This is a genomic window from Streptomyces sp. NPDC096310, assembly GCF_044763125.1.
In the GTDB taxonomy this organism is placed as follows: Bacteria; Actinomycetota; Actinomycetes; order Streptomycetales; family Streptomycetaceae; genus Streptomyces.
On record NZ_JBIWFO010000003.1, the window covers coordinates 310875 to 326000 of the forward strand.

Annotated in this window: 12 protein-coding genes; 7 read left to right on the plus strand and 5 right to left on the minus strand. The window is 71.4% G+C overall.

The features are described 5' to 3' along the window. Nucleotides 1-73 precede the first annotated feature (73 nt). From ACIQ7D_RS09700 to ACIQ7D_RS09715, 4 genes are all read left to right on the plus strand, one after another. Complete coding sequence (locus ACIQ7D_RS09700; RefSeq protein WP_403935586.1) at nucleotides 74-1093, plus strand: serine hydrolase; 1020 nt, start codon at nucleotides 74-76, stop codon at nucleotides 1091-1093. A gap of 143 nt (nucleotides 1094-1236) precedes the next feature. Next, the gene (locus ACIQ7D_RS09705; RefSeq protein WP_403935588.1) at nucleotides 1237-5100 is read left to right on the plus strand and encodes an ABC transporter ATP-binding protein; all 3864 of its coding nucleotides are present in this window, start codon (nucleotides 1237-1239) and stop codon (nucleotides 5098-5100) included. A gap of 231 nt (nucleotides 5101-5331) precedes the next feature. Beyond that, nucleotides 5332-5697 (plus strand): hypothetical protein, encoded by a 366-nt coding sequence (locus ACIQ7D_RS09710; RefSeq protein WP_403936080.1) that lies wholly within the window; start codon nucleotides 5332-5334, stop codon nucleotides 5695-5697. A gap of 88 nt (nucleotides 5698-5785) precedes the next feature. Continuing rightward, on the plus strand, nucleotides 5786-7237 hold the full coding sequence (locus ACIQ7D_RS09715) for a S28 family serine protease (protein WP_403935590.1): 1452 nt from the start codon (nucleotides 5786-5788) through the stop codon (nucleotides 7235-7237). Nucleotides 7238-7332: 95 nt separating this feature from the next. Here ACIQ7D_RS09715 and ACIQ7D_RS09720 read toward each other — a convergent pair whose 3' ends face one another. Continuing rightward, a complete protein-coding gene (locus ACIQ7D_RS09720; RefSeq protein WP_403935592.1) occupies nucleotides 7333-9156 on the minus strand; it encodes a glycoside hydrolase family 3 protein in 1824 nt (607 codons plus the stop codon). A 188-nt stretch (nucleotides 9157-9344) separates the two neighbouring features. Beyond that, nucleotides 9345-10313 carry a LysR substrate-binding domain-containing protein gene (locus ACIQ7D_RS09725; protein WP_403935594.1) on the minus strand — a complete coding sequence of 323 codons (969 nt, stop codon included), beginning with the start codon at nucleotides 10311-10313 and terminating at the stop codon, nucleotides 9345-9347. 100 nt (nucleotides 10314-10413) lie between these two features. On the opposite strand from ACIQ7D_RS09725, the gene ACIQ7D_RS09730 reads away from it, so the two are divergent. Further along, the gene (locus ACIQ7D_RS09730; protein WP_403935596.1) at nucleotides 10414-11442 is read left to right on the plus strand and encodes an EamA family transporter; all 1029 of its coding nucleotides are present in this window, start codon (nucleotides 10414-10416) and stop codon (nucleotides 11440-11442) included. On the opposite strand, the gene ACIQ7D_RS09735 is transcribed toward ACIQ7D_RS09730, so the two are convergent. After that, nucleotides 11363-12328: a GlxA family transcriptional regulator gene (locus ACIQ7D_RS09735; RefSeq protein WP_403935598.1), complete on the minus strand. Its 966-nt coding sequence runs from the start codon at nucleotides 12326-12328 to the stop codon at nucleotides 11363-11365. The genes ACIQ7D_RS09730 and ACIQ7D_RS09735 overlap by 80 nt on opposite strands. Before the next feature lie 189 nt (nucleotides 12329-12517). Here ACIQ7D_RS09735 and ACIQ7D_RS09740 point away from each other — a divergent pair, with 189 nt between their 5' ends. Both ACIQ7D_RS09740 and ACIQ7D_RS09745 read left to right on the plus strand, forming a co-directional pair. Further along, nucleotides 12518-12694 carry a hypothetical protein gene (locus tag ACIQ7D_RS09740; protein WP_403935600.1) on the plus strand — a complete coding sequence of 59 codons (177 nt, stop codon included), beginning with the start codon at nucleotides 12518-12520 and terminating at the stop codon, nucleotides 12692-12694. A gap of 15 nt (nucleotides 12695-12709) precedes the next feature. Beyond that, nucleotides 12710-13252 carry a protease gene (locus ACIQ7D_RS09745; RefSeq protein ID WP_403935602.1) on the plus strand — a complete coding sequence of 181 codons (543 nt, stop codon included), beginning with the start codon at nucleotides 12710-12712 and terminating at the stop codon, nucleotides 13250-13252. A 70-nt stretch (nucleotides 13253-13322) separates the two neighbouring features. Here the strand turns inward: ACIQ7D_RS09745 and ACIQ7D_RS09750 are convergent, their stop codons facing one another. Continuing rightward, nucleotides 13323-14114 (minus strand): sugar phosphate isomerase/epimerase family protein, encoded by a 792-nt coding sequence (locus ACIQ7D_RS09750; RefSeq protein ID WP_403935604.1) that lies wholly within the window; start codon nucleotides 14112-14114, stop codon nucleotides 13323-13325. Further along, nucleotides 14111-15103, minus strand: a complete 993-nt coding sequence (locus ACIQ7D_RS09755; RefSeq protein WP_403935605.1) for a GNAT family N-acetyltransferase — start codon at nucleotides 15101-15103, stop codon at nucleotides 14111-14113. Before ACIQ7D_RS09755 ends, ACIQ7D_RS09750 begins: the two co-directional genes overlap by 4 nt. Between the last annotated feature and the right edge of the window lie 23 nt (nucleotides 15104-15126).

Genomic DNA, 15126 nt, shown 5'->3' on the forward strand with positions numbered 1-15126 from the left:
CTGGCACCGGTATGTCATACGGGTGGGTACGCCGCGGGGCGCACCCGTCGATACCAAGGGGCGGGAAGCCGACATGACACACCAGCAGATACCGGCGTACACAGCGGGGCGTCCCTCCCGGCGGGCCCGCGGCGCGCTCTCCGTGGCGCTCGCCGCGGGCGTGCTCGTCCCGGTCGCCGCCGTCGCGGGAGCAGCGCCCGCCGCTGCCGCCGCGCCCGCCGCGACGTCGGCCGCCGCCGCGCCGGCCGTCGTCTGCACCTCGGGCAAGGCGGGGCTCGCCGCCCAGCTCACCAAGGACATCACCGCGGCGCTCAAGAACCGTAAGTCCACGACCGCCGTCGCCGTCCAGGACCGTACGACCAGGACGAGCTGCACCCTGCGGGCGACGCAGAAGTTCGACTCCGCCAGCGTGGTCAAGGTGACAGTCCTCGCCACCCTGCTCTGGGACGCGAAGAAGACGAACCGCTATCTGACGCAGCGGGAGGTCGATCTCTCCACGGCCATGATCACCAAGTCGGACAACGCGGCGACCACCACCCTGTGGAAGCAGCTCGGCCTGACGAAGATCAAGGGGTTCGTCAAGGCCGCGGGCATGACCCGGACCGTGCCCGGCGCCGACGGCTACTGGGGCCTCACCCAGATCACCGCCCAGGACGAGCAGAAGCTGCTGGCCCTGATCACCGCGAAGAACACCGTGCTCAGCGACAACTCGCGCGCCTTCCTCCTGGAGCGGATGCGCAAGGTCGTCACCTCCCAGCGCTGGGGCGTGCCCGCCGGGGCCCCGGCGACCGCCACCGTCCAGCTCAAGAACGGCTGGCTCTCCCGCTCCACCCACGGCTGGCGCGTGCACAGCGTCGGCGCGTTCACCGGCAAGGGGCACGACTACATGATCAGCGTGCTCACCCACGACAACAAGACGATGAACGACGGCGTCAACACCATCCAGGCCGTGGCCAAGGCCGTCCACAAGGACCTGAACCCGGTGACGAAGCTGGCCGGGGCCGCCGTCCACTCCGTACCCGAGACGCCGTACGAGGCCGTCCCCGCGACCCCGGAGAAGGCCGCCAGGGAGGCCGTCCCCGCGACGCGCTGAGCCCTTACGCCGATCATTCGAACAACTGTGCCGGTCCTAGGTCCCGGGACCCGTCTTTGTTGCGGAGGGATGAAATCCGCCGCCCCCCGCGTTGGTGCCTTCCGGCAGATCAGGACGATCGCGGGACGACCAGGAGGCATGTGGTGGCGGAGGCGTCGGCAGGGCAGAGCTGGGCACGGCGGCTGACCGGGTACGCGTGGCGGTACCGGCGCAACGTGGTGCTCGCGCTCGGATCGTCCCTCGTCGGCATGGCGGTGATGGCACTCGTCCCGCTGATCACCAAGGTGGTCATCGACGATGTGATCGGGGCGGGAGACCGCTCGCTCCTCGTCTGGACCGGGCTGCTCGTCGCGGCCGCCCTCGTCGTCTACGCGGCCACCTTCGTCCGCCGGTACTACGGCGGACGGCTCGCACTCGACGTCCAGCACGATCTCCGTACGGAGATGTACACCACGATCGCCCGGCTCGACGGACGCCGCCAGGACACCCTCTCCACCGGGCAGGTCATCGGCCGCGCCACCAGCGACCTCCAGCTCATCCAGGGGCTGCTCTTCATGCTGCCGATGACGATCGGCAACGTCCTGCTCTTCCTGATGTCCCTGGCGATCATGGCCTGGCTGTCACCGCCGCTGACCCTGATAGCCGTGGCCGTCGCACCCGCACTCTGGTACATCGCCCGCCGCAGCCGTACCAAGCTGCACCCCGCCACCTGGTACGCGCAGGCGCAGGCCGGCGCCGTCGCCGGGGTCGTGGACGGCGCCGTCTCCGGCGTCCGGGTCGTCAAGGGCTTCGGCCAGGAGGACCAGGAGACGGGGAAGCTGCGCGAGGCCGGACGGAAACTGTTCGCGGGCCGGCTGCGGACCATACGGTTCAACGCCCGCTACACCCCCGCCCTCCAGGCGGTCCCCGCGCTCGGGCAGGTCGCGATGCTCGCGCTCGGCGGCTGGCTGGCCACCCGGGGCCAGATCACCCTCGGCACCTTCGTCGCCTTCTCCACCTATCTGGCCCAGCTCGTCGGCCCGGTCAGGATGCTCGCCATGGTCCTGACCGTCGGCCAGCAGGCACGCGCCGGCGTCGAACGCGTACTGGAGCTGATCGACACCGAGCCCACCCTCCAGGACGGGACGAAGGAACTGGCCGCGACCGCAGAGGCGTCCGTCGAGTTCGACGACGTGACCTTCGCGTACGAGGACGGCCGCCCCGTACTCGACGGCTTCTCGCTGGAGCTGGCCCCCGGCGAGACCGTCGCCGTCGTCGGCGCCTCCGGCAGCGGCAAGTCCACCCTCTCGCTGCTGCTGCCCCGCTTCTACGACGTGAGTCACGGCGCCGTCCTCGTCGGCGGTCACGACGTCCGCGAACTCACCTTCGCCTCGCTGCGCTCCGCGATCGGCCTCGTACCGGAGGACAGCTTCCTCTTCTCCGACACCATCCGGGCCAACATCGCGTACGGCAAACCCGACGCCACCGACGAGGAGATCGTCCGGGCCACGCGCGCCGCACAGGCCCACGGCTTCATCAGCGAACTGCCCGGCGGCTACGACACCACGGTCGGCGAACAGGGCCTCACCCTCTCCGGCGGCCAGCGCCAGCGCATCGCCCTCGCCCGCGCGATCCTCACCGACCCCCGGCTGCTCGTCCTGGACGACGCCACCTCCGCCGTCGACTCCCGTGTGGAGCACGAGATCCACGAGGCGCTGCGCGCGGTGATGGCCGGGCGCACCACCCTGCTCATCGCCCACCGCCGCTCCACCCTCGGCCTGGCCGACCGTATCGCCGTACTGGACGGCGGACGGCTCTCCGACGTCGGCACCCACGAGGAGCTTCAGGAACGCTCCGCGCTCTACCGGCGGCTGCTGACCGAGCCCGACGAACTGGCCGGCACCTCACCGGGGGGCGCGCGCGGCGCCACCGCGTCACCGGCGCGTACGAAGGGCGGCTGTCCGGTGACGGACGACTGCCCGGCGGACGACCTCACCCTCCAGCAGACCCAGCAGACCCAGCAGGCCCACCAGGAGGTCGACCAGGTCCAGCAGGAGATCGACGCCGAGTTCGACGCGGAGCGCGGGGTCACCCCCGCCCTGTGGATACGGGACGACACCGTCGCCGGTGACACGGCGGCCCCCGGCGCCACCCCCGAACTGCTCGCCCAGGTCAAGGCGTTGCCCCCGGCCACCGATGTCCCCGAGATCGACGAGGCGCGCGCTGTCGCCGCCGAGGAGTCGTACGGACTGCGCAGGCTGCTGCGCGGCTTCTGGCCGGCGCTGCTGGTCAGCCTGGCGCTTGTCGCCGTGGACGCCGGGATGGGGCTGCTGCTGCCGGTCCTCATCCGGCACGGCATCGACCAGGGCGTCGAACAGCTCGCGCTCGGCGCGGTCTGGGTGGCCGCCTCGCTCGGCCTGCTGACCGTACTGCTCCAGTGGGCGGCGCAGATCGGCGAGACCAGGAAGACCGGACGCACCGGCGAAAGGATTCTCTACTCCCTGCGCCTGAAGATCTTCGCGCAGCTCCAGCGGCTCGGACTCGACTACTACGAGCGCGAGCTGACCGGCCGCATCATGACCAGGATGACCACGGACGTCGACGCCCTGTCCACGTTCCTCCAGACCGGGCTGGTCACCGCGTTCGTCTCCGTCGTCACCTTCGCGGGCATCCTCGTCGTGCTGCTGGTGATCGATCTGGAGCTGGCGCTCGTCGTCTTCGCGACACTGCCCGTGCTGATCGTCGGTACGGTCTTCTTCCGCCGCAAGAGCGTCCAGGCGTACGAGCTGGCGCGCGAGCGCATCAGCGTCGTCAACGCCGACCTCCAGGAGTCCGTGTCCGGGCTGCGGATCGTGCAGGCGTTCCGGCGCGAGGGCGACAGCGGCGCGCGCTTCGCCGCCCGCAGCGACCACTACCGCGCGGCGCGGGTGCGCGGCCAGTGGCTGATATCGGTCTACTTCCCCTTCGTCCAGCTCCTGTCCTCGGTGGCCGCGGCGGCCGTGCTGATCGTGGGCGCGGGACGGGTGGAGGCCGGGACGCTGACGACCGGCGCGCTGGTCGCGTACCTCCTCTACATCGACCTGTTCTTCGCCCCGGTGCAGCAGCTCTCGCAGGTCTTCGACGGCTACCAGCAGGCCACCGTCTCGCTCGGCCGGATCCAGGAGCTGCTGCGCGAGCCGACCTCGACGGCGGCGCCGCGGCAGGCCCTCGACGTGCTGTCGCTGCGCGGTGAGATCGCCTTCGAGGACGTCGACTTCGCGTACGGCGGGGCGGACGGCGGCGAGGGTGCCGAGGGGGAGACCGCGCTCAAGGGCGTGAACCTGCGCATCCCGGCCGGGCAGACCGTCGCCTTCGTCGGCGAGACGGGCGCGGGCAAGTCGACACTGGTCAAGCTGGTCGCGCGGTTCTACGACCCGACCGGCGGCCGGGTCACGGCGGACGGTACGGACCTGCGCGACCTCGATCTGACGGCGTACCGCCGGCGGCTCGGCGTCGTACCGCAGGAGGCGTACCTCTTCGCCGGTACGGTCCGGGACGCCATCGCGTACGGGCGCCCCGAGGCGACCGACGCGGAGGTCGAGGCGGCGGCGCGCGCGGTCGGCGCGCACGAGATGATCGCCACGCTCGACGGCGGCTATCTGCACGAGGTCGCCGAGCGCGGCCGTAACCTCTCGGCCGGGCAGCGCCAGCTCGTCGCCCTGGCCCGCGCCGAACTGGTCGACCCGGACGTCCTGCTGCTGGACGAGGCGACCGCCGCACTGGACCTGGCCACCGAGGCGCTGGTCAACCAGGCCACCGACCGGCTCGCCGCCCGCCGTACGCCCGGCGGCCATGCCTCGCCGGGCCGTACCACCCTGATCGTCGCGCACCGGCTGACCACGGCGGCGCGCGCGGACCGGGTGGTCGTGATGGACCACGGGCGGGCGGTCGAGGACGGTACGCACGAGGAACTGCTCGCGCTGGACGGCCGGTACACGCGGCTGTGGCGGAGCTTCATCGGAGAGGAAGAGCCCGCGGTCGTCTCATGAGCCGGGGCACGGGCCGCTCGGTGGCTTGGGCGGCCTCAGTGGCCTCCGTGGCCTCCGTGGCTGATGCGGCTGCTGTGACCTCTATGACCTCTATGACCTCTCTGCCACCACCCCTGTAACCTCCCTGCCTTCGCAACCATCCGGACCGCCGCCGGCGTCGTACATACGTCCACGAAATCACTCACTGGAGGGCGTGTGTTCGGATTCGACGGCGGTAGGGCGCGCGGGGTTCTGCTGCACTGCCTGGTGACGCTGACCGCCGCCGGCGCCCTCGTGGTGGGTGCGCCGGGCGCCCCGGGCGCCGAGGCGGTGTCCGTCTGCTCGGGGCGGCCGGAGAAGACCGTGGCCTTCGCCACCGGCGAACTGCGCGTCTACAAGGCGCGTGGTTACGCCTGCGCGATCACCGTCGCCAAGAACCCGGGCAAGAAGCGCCCCATGTCGGTCAGTCTCCAGCCGCGTGGCGGAAACCCGGTGGTGGACAGCGGCAGTTTCACGCGCCAGGCGGGGCCGGTCACGGTCCACGCGCTGAACCGCTGCGTACGGGCCTCCGGCGCGGTCTCGGGAAAGAAGGCCTCCACGGGCTGGATCCTCTGCTGACCGGCCCGGTCGGCCGGGCGTGGGTCTGGCGGGTCGGGTGCGGATCCGGCTAAGTTCACGGCGTCTGTCATGAACACAGGGAGCGTGAATGCGCAAGGCGCTGAGATGGGTGTTGTCGCTCGTACTGGTCATAGGCACCATGACCACGGTCGGTGCGGCCACGGCGGGAGCGGCCACCGCCGCGGGTACCTCCAAGGCCGCCGGTACCGCCGGCACTGTCGACATCAAGGACCGTATCCTCGCCATCCCGGGGATGAGTCTTCTCCAGGAGAAGCCGTACGAGGGGTACCGCTACTTCGTTCTCAACTACACCCAGCCGGTCGATCACCGGCACCCGTCCAAGGGCACCTTCCAGCAGCGCCTCACGCTGCTGCACAAGGACACCAGCCGCCCTACCGTCTTCTTCACCAGCGGCTACAACGTCTCCACCAACCCCAGCCGCAGCGAGCCGACCCGGATCGTCGACGGCAACCAGGTCTCGCTGGAGTACCGTTTCTTCACCCCGTCCCGGCCGCAGCCGGCCGACTGGTCGAAGCTGACGATCTGGCAGGCGGCCAGTGACCAGCACCGGATCTTCACCGCGCTGAAGAAGATCTACGCCAAGAAGTGGCTCGCCACGGGCGGTTCCAAGGGCGGCATGACCGCCACGTACTACGAGCGCTTCTACCCGCGCGACATGGACGGCGTCGTCGCATACGTCGCCCCCAATGACGTGGTGAACAAGGAGGACTCGGCGTACGACCGGTTCTTCGAGCGCGTCGGCACCAAGGAGTGCCGCGACCGGCTCAACGCCGTGCAGCGCGAGGCGCTCGTCCGGCGCGCGCCGCTGGAGAAGCGGTACCAGGAGTGGGCGGAGGCCGAGGGCGCGACCTTCGCGACGGTCGGCTCGCTCGACAAGGCGTACGAAGCCGTGGTCCTCGACTTCGTCTGGGCCTTCTGGCAGTACAGCGCGGAGTCCGACTGTGCGTACATCCCGGAGGCCACCGCCTCCGACCAGGAGATCTACGACTCCATCGACTCGGTCTCCGGGTTCTCCTTCTACACGGACCAGGGTCTTGAGCCGTACACGCCGTACTACTACCAGGCGGGCACGGAGCTGGGCTCGCCGACCGTCAAGCTGCCGCACCTCGGCACGCTGAGCCGGTACGGGTACCAGGCGCCGCGCAACTTCGTGCCGCGCTCCATCCCGATGAGGTTCAACCCGTTGGCGATGCCCGCCGTCGACGGCTGGGTCCGCCACCACGCGCACCAGATGCTGTTCGTGTACGGGCAGAACGACCCGTGGGGCGCCGAGCCCTTCCGCCTCGGCAAGGGCGCGCGCGACAGCTACGTGTACGTCGCGCCGGGCGCCAACCACGGTGCCAACGTCGCCGGGCTCGTGCCCGACCAGCAGGCGAAGGCCACGGCCCGGATCCTGGAGTGGGCGGGCGTCGCCCCGGCCGCGGTCCAGGCGGACGCGGCGAAGGCGAAGCCGCTGGCGCCGTTCGACAGCAAGCTCGACCGGCAGAAGGTGCAGCGGGAGCACGCACTGCGTCCGTAACGCCTGAAGGCGGGGTGGGGAGTCACCGGCCGGTGACTCCCCACTGTGCTGTTGTGCTGCTCCGGCGCGGCTGCTCCGATGCTCAGCTCAGTAGCTCAGTAGCTCAGGCCATGGCCGACCGGGTACAGCACCCGCGCAGGATCGTCCGCCCGCTGTACGGGAACGGGCAGCAGCCCCCTGGGCCGGACCCGGCCCGCGATCACCCGTGCCGCGGCCCGCAGTTCGACATCCGTCCAGGAGTACGTGGCGAGGGACGCGGCCACACCGGACAGCCGAGCGATGTCGTACGGATTGCGGATCGCGACGGTCACGACCGGCACCCCGGTCGCTGCCAGCGCGCCGACCAGCGTGCGCTGCGAGCTGGTGGCCGAGACGTTGTACGTCGCGACGACGACCGCGTCCTTGCCCCGTGCGGCCGCCACGGCCTCCTCGATCCTGGCGGCGGCCGGCGCCGTACCTGTGGAGAGGGCGGTGGCGCTGAACCCCAGCTCGTTCAGGGCGCCGGCGAGGACGGTGGTCGGCGGCCCGGTCGACCCGGAGGGCGAGGCCGGGTCGGCGCCGACCACCAGGAGGTCGCGCTCCCGGCGGCGGCTCAGGGGCAGCAGTCCGCGTTCGTTGGTGAGCAGGGTGGTCGTCGCCTCGGCGATCCGGTCGGCCGCGGCGAGATGGGCGCGGGTGCCGACCGTACGGTCCACGTCGCGGCCGGCCACATACGGATCCCGGAACAGCCCGAGGTGTTCCTTGAGTTCGAGGATCCGCAGAACCGATTCCTCGATGCGCCGGACGGTCAGTTCGCCGTCCTTGACCGCCGCCAGGACCGCGTTCCAGGCGAGCTTGAGATCCGGCGGGTTGAGCAACTGGTCCACGCCCGCCTTGAGCGCGAGGACCGGGACGCGGGCGTCGCCGTACTTCTGCCGGACGCCCTCCATGCCGAGCGCGTCCGTGACCACCACGCCCCGGTAACCGAGCTGTTCGCGCAGGACACCGGTGACGATGGGGTGCGAGAGGGTCGCCGGGTCCTCGCTCGGGTCCAGGGCCGGGACGACGATATGCGCGGTCATGATCGAGGTGACACCGGCGGCGATCGCCGCGCGGAACGGCGGAGCGTCCAGTTCCGTCCACTGCTCGCGGGTGTGGTGGATCGTGGGGAGGGAGTAGTGGCTGTCGTCCGTCGTGTCCCCGTGGCCCGGGAAGTGCTTGGCCGCGGTGGCGATTCCGGCGCTCTGATACCCCGTCACCTGCGCGGCGACCATCCCGGCCACGGCCCGCGGATCGGCGCCGAAGGAGCGTACGCCGATGACCGGGTTGGCCGGGTTGACGTTGACGTCCGCGTCGGGCGCGTAGTTCTGGTTGATTCCCATCGCGGCCAGCTCCGCCCCGGCGATCCGGGCGGCCTCGCGGGCGCCGGAGCGCGAACGGGCGGCGCCGAGCGCCATCGCGCCCGGCAGCAGCGTGGCGGGCTTGCCGACCCGGGCGACGATGCCGTGCTCCTGGTCGGTGGCGATCAGAAGGGGCACGGGGGTGCGCTCGGACAGCCCCGCCCGCTGGATGCCGTTGGAGAGCCCGGCGATCTGATGCGGATCGCGGGTGTTGTGCGCCCAGGCGAAGTAGATGATCCCGCCGACGTGGTACGTGGAGATCAGCTCGACGGCGGTACGGACGCCGATCTCGGTGAGATTGGCGTCGATGTCCGCCTGGTCGGGAGCGGTGGCGGAGTGCCCGTACACCCGCATGACGAAGAGCTGGCCGACCTTCTCCTCCAGGCTCATCCGGGCGACGAGGCGGCGGAGCCGGTCGCGGACGGCGACGGGCGTACGGGTGGGGACGGGGGCCGCGGCGGCGCCTGTGGCGGTAACGGCAGCCGCCGCTACGGCGGTTGCGGTGAGGAGGGTGCGTCTGGAGATGGTCCGGTCGTGCACGGGTGCTCCTTCCGGCCGTGTGCTGGGAGGGAAGTGAAGGAAACTTCCAGGGGTTCACGGTTATCCGGAAAGTAACTGCCGGTCAAGAGATCTGCCACCGAAGGCGGTCGGCGGGTCGGTGACTCGGGGCGGTGTCTCGGGCGGGTGCCGGGTCAGTGGGGTGGCGATGGCTCGGGTGGTGGGGCGGCTCAGGTCGTGGCGGCGACGGCTCGGGCGATGCCGGGGGCAGTGGCGATGGCTCGGGTGGTGGCGGCGGTGGCGACCGCCGGCCAGTGACGCCGCAGAGCGTCCACCGTCGCTGTGACGGCCGGGCGCCGGGCGGCGCCGGTGCGCCACAGGGCGTACAGCCGGCGCGTCGGAACCGGTTCCAGCGCGACCGCCCGTACCTCTTCGGGCAGCGGTCCGCGCCCCAGCCGGGGAATCATGGCGATGCCGAGGCCCGCGGCCACGAGCGCGACCTGCGTGTGGTTCTCCTCGGCCTGGTGCGCGAGATCCGGCTCGCAGCCGGCCGTGCGCAACGTACGGACCAGCCAGTCGTGGCAGACCGTGCCCGGCGGCTGGCAGATCCAGCGCTCACCCGCCAGATCCTCCCTGCGGACGGAGGGGCGTGCGGCCAGCGGGTGCGAGGCATGGACGAGTACGTCGCACAGGTCGTCCCCGATGACCGCCTGTTCCACGCCCTCGGGGGCGGGCAGCGGGGCGATGTCCCAGTCGTGGGCGACGGCGAGGTCGAGGGCGCCGCGGGCGACGAGATCGACGGAGAGATGCGGGTCGATCTCGCGCAGCCGGACATCGAGGGTGGGGTGGAGCCGGGCCAGCTCCGCCAGTACGCCGGGGAGCAGCCCGCGCGCCGAGGAGGCGAACGCGCCGACGACGAGCTGTCCCGTCGGCTGCCCCCTGCGCTCCTCAAGTGTGGTCTCGGCCCGCTCGACGAGGGAGAGCAACTCCTCGGCGGTGGACGCGAGATGCCGGGCCTCGTCCGTGAGCGCGACGCCGCGCCCGCGCCGCTCCAGCAGGGTCGTACGGGTCTCCCGCTCCAACTTGGTGATCTGCTGCGACACGGCCGAGGGAGTGTAGCCGAGGGCAGCGGCGGCCGCCGCCACGGAACCGTGCACAGAGACGGCGTGCAGCGCGCGCAGCCGGGCCAGATCGAGCACGGGAGCCCCTTCCGAGAGATGGAATCGTAAGCAACGCTCAATTCAACCATGAAGAAATGTTCGCTGGTGCTACATGGTGGTGACCGGTGATCCTCTCCGTATGCGTACCGCACACAAAGCTCTCGCCGTCCTCGTGGCCGCCCTCTGGGGGGTCAACTTCGTCGTGATCGAGGTCGGCCTCGGCCACTTCCCGCCGCTGCTCTTCTCCGCACTGCGCTTCCTGGTCGCCGCGCTGCCCGCCGTCTTCTTCGTGGGCCGGCCGAAGGTCGCGTGGAGATGGGTGATCGGGGTCGGTCTGGCGCTGGGCGTGGCCAAGTTCGGGCTGCTCTTCGTGGGGATGGACCGGGGCATGCCGGCCGGTCTCTCGTCTCTCGTCCTCCAGATCCAGGCGGTCTTCACCCTGCTGTTCGCGGCGGTGGCCCTCGGCGAGCGGCCGGGGCGGGTGCGGCTGCTGGGCATGGGGGTCGCGCTCGCCGGGATCGTGGTCGCGGCGGTCGGCGAGGGAAGCTCGGGGCCGGTGCTCGCTTTTGTCCTGGTCATCGCCGCCGCGGCCTGCTGGGGCGTCTCCAACGTGCTCACCCGCAAGGCGTCCCCGCCGGACGCCCTGAATTTCATGGTGTGGGTCTCCGTCGTCCCCGTACTCCCACTGCTCGCGCTCTCCCTGCTCTTCGAGGGCCCGGACGCGGACCTGGCCGCGCTGCGCGCGCTGGACTGGTCCGGCACCGGCACCGTCCTCTACGTGGCCTGGGTCACGACCGTCTTCGGCTTCGGCGTCTGGGGCTATCTGCTGCGCCGCTACCCGGCCTCGTCCGTCGCCCCCTTCTCGCTCCTCGTGCCCGTCTTCGGGATGTCCTCGGCGGCCGTACTGCTCAACGAGTCGGTCAGCCCGCTGCGCTGGTGCGCGGCGGCCCTGCTGGTCGGGGGAGTGGCGCTGGCATCGCTGGCCCGGGGCGGCGCGGCAAGCCGGACCGCCGCCGCGAGCCGGACCGGCGGGAGCCGGAGCGGCGACGCGAAGGCCGGCGTCCCGGGCGCCCCGGAAAGCAATCCGCTCACAGTGTCTCCGCAGTCTCCGGTGGCCGCCGGAACGCATGCCGGTACGCGTGCGGACTCGTCCCCACGAGGCGCTTGAAGCGGTCACGGAAGGCGGTCGGGGAGCCGAAGCCGACCCGCGTGGCGATCCTGTCGACGGGGTGCGGGGTCGTCTCCAGCAGATACTGCGCCTCACGGATCCGCGCCCGGTGCAGCCACTGGAGCGGGGTGGTCCCGGTCTGCTCCCGGAAGCGCCGGTTGAGGGTACGGGTGCTCATGCCGGCCCGGTCGGCGATGTCGTCGAGTGTCAGATCCTGTCCCGCGTTCTCCTCCAGCCAGCGCAGCAGCGGCTCCAGGGCGGATCCCCGGGGCGCGGGGGGCCGGGCATGGACGATGAACTGGGCCTGGCCGCCGTCCCGTTCGAGCGGCATCACGGACAGCCGCGCGGCGTCGGCGGCCATCGCGGAGCCATGGTCCCGCCGGATGAGGTGCAGACAGAGATCGAGCCCGGCGGCGGCCCCGGCCGAGGTAAGGAACTGTCCGTTGTCCACGTACAGCACCGCCGCGTCCACCTCGACCGCCGGATACAGCTCGGCCAGCAGCGGAGCGCCCACCCAGTGCGTGGTGGCCCGCAGCCCGTCCAGCAGCCCGGTGGCGGCCAGCGTGAACGCTCCGGCGCAGATCGAGACGATACGGGTCCCGCCGCCCGCCGCCCGCCGCAGCGCTTCCAGGACCTCGCCGGGGACGGGCGCGGTCGGGTCGGCGAGTCCCGGCAGCACGATCGTGTCGGCCTCGGCCAGCGCCTCCAGCCCCCACGGCGCCCGCAGGGTGAACGTCCCCGTGTCGACCTCCTCGCTCGCGGCGCAGATCCGTACCTCGTAGGCGGGGCTGCCGTCGGGCAGCCGGGTACGGGAGAAGACCTCGATGGGGGTGGCGAGGTCGAAGGCGATGACTCCGTCGAGAGCGAGAACAGCCACGATGTGCATGGCGAAAATCTAGATGCCCAACGGATTCCCGCCAAGCCCGGGGTGTGCCGGGGCGGTGCGGTGGACGGACGTGGCGGGAATCCGTTGGAGCGTGGCACTCCAGCCACTGTCCGGGGTTCCGGCTGATCACTACTTTCGACAGCGGCGCCCCAAGGGGCGCGTTGAACAGGTGAAAGGGATGGACCCCGCGTGCTCGCCCAGATCGTGTTGTTCGACGGGTTCGACCCGCTGGATGTTGTCCATAAGCGCCGTGCCACCGCCCGGGCCGCCACGGCCACCGCCCGGCGTGCCGCCACGGCCACCGCCCTCGCCGTTCCCATCGACCTCGTCCTCCCCACAGTCCAGGCTCCTGCCGGCCGCATCTGACGGGCCACCCTCACCATGACCAAGCTCCTCCTCTCCCTCCATGTCATCGCGGCGATCGTCGCCATAGGTCCGGTCACCGTGGCGGCCAGCATGTTCCCTCCGGCCGTCCGCCACGCGATGGCCTCATCCGACGACCGGCACGCCTGGGCGAATGTCGCCCTGCTGCATCGCATCTGCCGCGCCTACGCCGTGGTCGGCGTCGCGGTCCCCGTCTTCGGCTTCGCCACGGCGAAGAACATGGGCGTCCTGGGAGACACCTGGCTGATCGTCTCCATCGTCCTGACCCTCGTGGCGGCGGTGGTCCTGGGAGCTCTGGTGCTCCCGCGCCAGAGCGCCTTGCTGGAGAGCCCCGAGCGTGCGGCGGCCCCGGCCGAGGGCGCCGCCCTAGACGGCCCGGCCGCCCCGGACGGGCCCGGCACGCGGGAGGAGGGCCCGACCACCGTGGTGCCGAGGTCCACGACGGTTCAGCTCGCCATGTTCACCGGAGTCTTCAACCTCCTGTGGGCGACGGTCACCATCCTGATGATCATCAGGCCCGGCTCGACAACCGGGGCCTGACCCCCGCCCGGAGCGCCCCCGCGCTGGGCGCCCGCACCCAGGGCGCCCAGCGCTGGAGCCGCCCGCCCTCTCAACCGCGCTCGCGTATCAGCCCCTCCAGGTACGCCCGCCCCGGCGCCAGCAGGTCGGGGAGGTCCGCCGCCTGCGGGTACCAGCGCTTCTCGTACTCCCAGCAGACCCAGGCGTCGTCATCGAGCAGGGACAGGCACTCGCCCAGCGGCAGCACCCCGGCTCCCAGGGGCAATGGCGTGGTGTCCTCGGCGGAGGCGATGTCCTTCACCTGGACGTAGCCCAAGTGGGGGGCGAGTATCCCGTGGGTGGTGATCGGGGACTCACCGCCCAGCCAGGTGTGCATCACGTCCCAGAGCGCCCCCACCTGGGGATGCCCGACCGGGCCCAGCACGCGGGCCGCGTCCTTGCCCGTGCGGTGCGAGTCGTGGGTCTCCAGCAGGATGCGTACGCCGTAGTCCGTGGCCGTCTCCGCCGCCGCGGCCAGCCGCCGCGCCGCCAGCGCGTCCGCCTCGTCGGCGGGCTGGTCGCCGCCGCCGGGGAAGACACGGATGAACGAGGCGCCGAGGTCATGTGCCAGGGAGAGCAGTTCGTCCAGTTCCTGGCGCAACTGGTCCTCGTCCACATCAGCCTTGGCCACCCGGGCGTACCCGGCCAGCCCCACTATCTCGACGCCGGCCCGTTCGAACTCCTCGACCACCAGGGCGCGGTCGCGGCGGCCCAAGCCCCGGTGCACCGGTTCCTCCGGATGCGTACGCAGCTCGACTCCCTGATAGCCGGCCGCGGAGGCGAGGGCGGCGACCTCGGGGATGGGCAGGCCCGGGATTCCGAGGGTGGAGAAAGCGAACTTCACTGTGGTGTTCCTTTCTGGCGTGCGGCGGCTCCTTCCTTGAGGGGAAGCCGCCAGTCCTGGCCTATCAGGTCAGCCCCGTAGGAGTGGTGCGGTTGCTCGGCCACGAGGGTGAATCCGGCACGCTGGTAGAGAACGCGGGCGGCGGAGAGGATGTCATTGGTCCAGAGCGTCAGTTCCTCATACCCCGCCTCGCGGGCGAAATCCACCACCGCGCCCACCAGGCGTTCGCCTATGCCCTGCCCCCGGGCCCCGGGCTCGACCAGGAGCAGGCGGAGTCTGGCGGTCACCGGCCCGCCGTCGTCACCCCGTACACCCGGCTTGTCGTCCCGTACGCACATGATCGAGCCCACCGGTATTCCGTCCACCTCGGCGATCCACACCCGCTCCAGCCGTGGGTCGTGGTCCTGGGCGAAGTCCGCGACGATCCGGGCGACGAGCCCCTCGAATTCCGTGTCGAATCCGTAGTCAGCCGTGTACAGGGCGCCGTGGCGCTGCACCATCCAGCCCAGCTCGCCAGGGATCGGCTCGCGCAGGACGGGCGCCCCGCTCCCGCCGCGGGCCGTGGCCCCGTCCGTACGCAGGATGTCCCGCACCGTCCGCATCGCGTCGGCGAGTTCGGGACGGCGCTCCGGCTCGACCCGGTCGAGGAGCGAGACCACGGCCTCCCGCGACCGTTCGTCCAGCAGCGCCGCGGCCTCGCGCCCCTGCGAGGTGAGGGTGATCCGCTGCCGCCGCGCGTCCTCCTCCGACGGCGCGCGGCCGACCAGGCCGTCCCGCTCGAACTTGGTCAGCAGACGGCTCAGATATCCGGCGTCGAGCGACAGTTCGGCGCGCAGGTCGGCCGCGTCGGTCCGCGGCGCGTGGGCCAGCTCGTACAGGACCCGCGACTCGGTGAGGGTGTACGGGGTATAGAGATGTTTGCCGTAGTCCAGCGCACCGATCAGATTCGTGTAAAAGCGGTTGAACGCACGCATTTCCTGCACAGCCATGGTCCACCTCCGGACGCTCGTCA

What these genes read in the sequence shown, in the direction of transcription:
- ACIQ7D_RS09700 (WP_403935586.1), top strand. Translation starts at nt 74, where the DNA reads ATGACACACCAGCAGATACCGGCGTACACAGCGGGGCGTCCCTCCCGG.
- ACIQ7D_RS09715 (WP_403935590.1), top strand. Translation starts at nt 5,786, where the DNA reads ATGCGCAAGGCGCTGAGATGGGTGTTGTCGCTCGTACTGGTCATAGGC.
- ACIQ7D_RS09730 (WP_403935596.1), top strand. Translation starts at nt 10,414, where the DNA reads ATGCGTACCGCACACAAAGCTCTCGCCGTCCTCGTGGCCGCCCTCTGG.
- ACIQ7D_RS09735 (WP_403935598.1), bottom strand. Translation starts at nt 12,328, where the DNA reads ATGCACATCGTGGCTGTTCTCGCTCTCGACGGAGTCATCGCCTTCGAC.
- ACIQ7D_RS09745 (WP_403935602.1), top strand. Translation starts at nt 12,710, where the DNA reads ATGACCAAGCTCCTCCTCTCCCTCCATGTCATCGCGGCGATCGTCGCC.
- ACIQ7D_RS09755 (WP_403935605.1), bottom strand. Translation starts at nt 15,103, where the DNA reads ATGGCTGTGCAGGAAATGCGTGCGTTCAACCGCTTTTACACGAATCTG.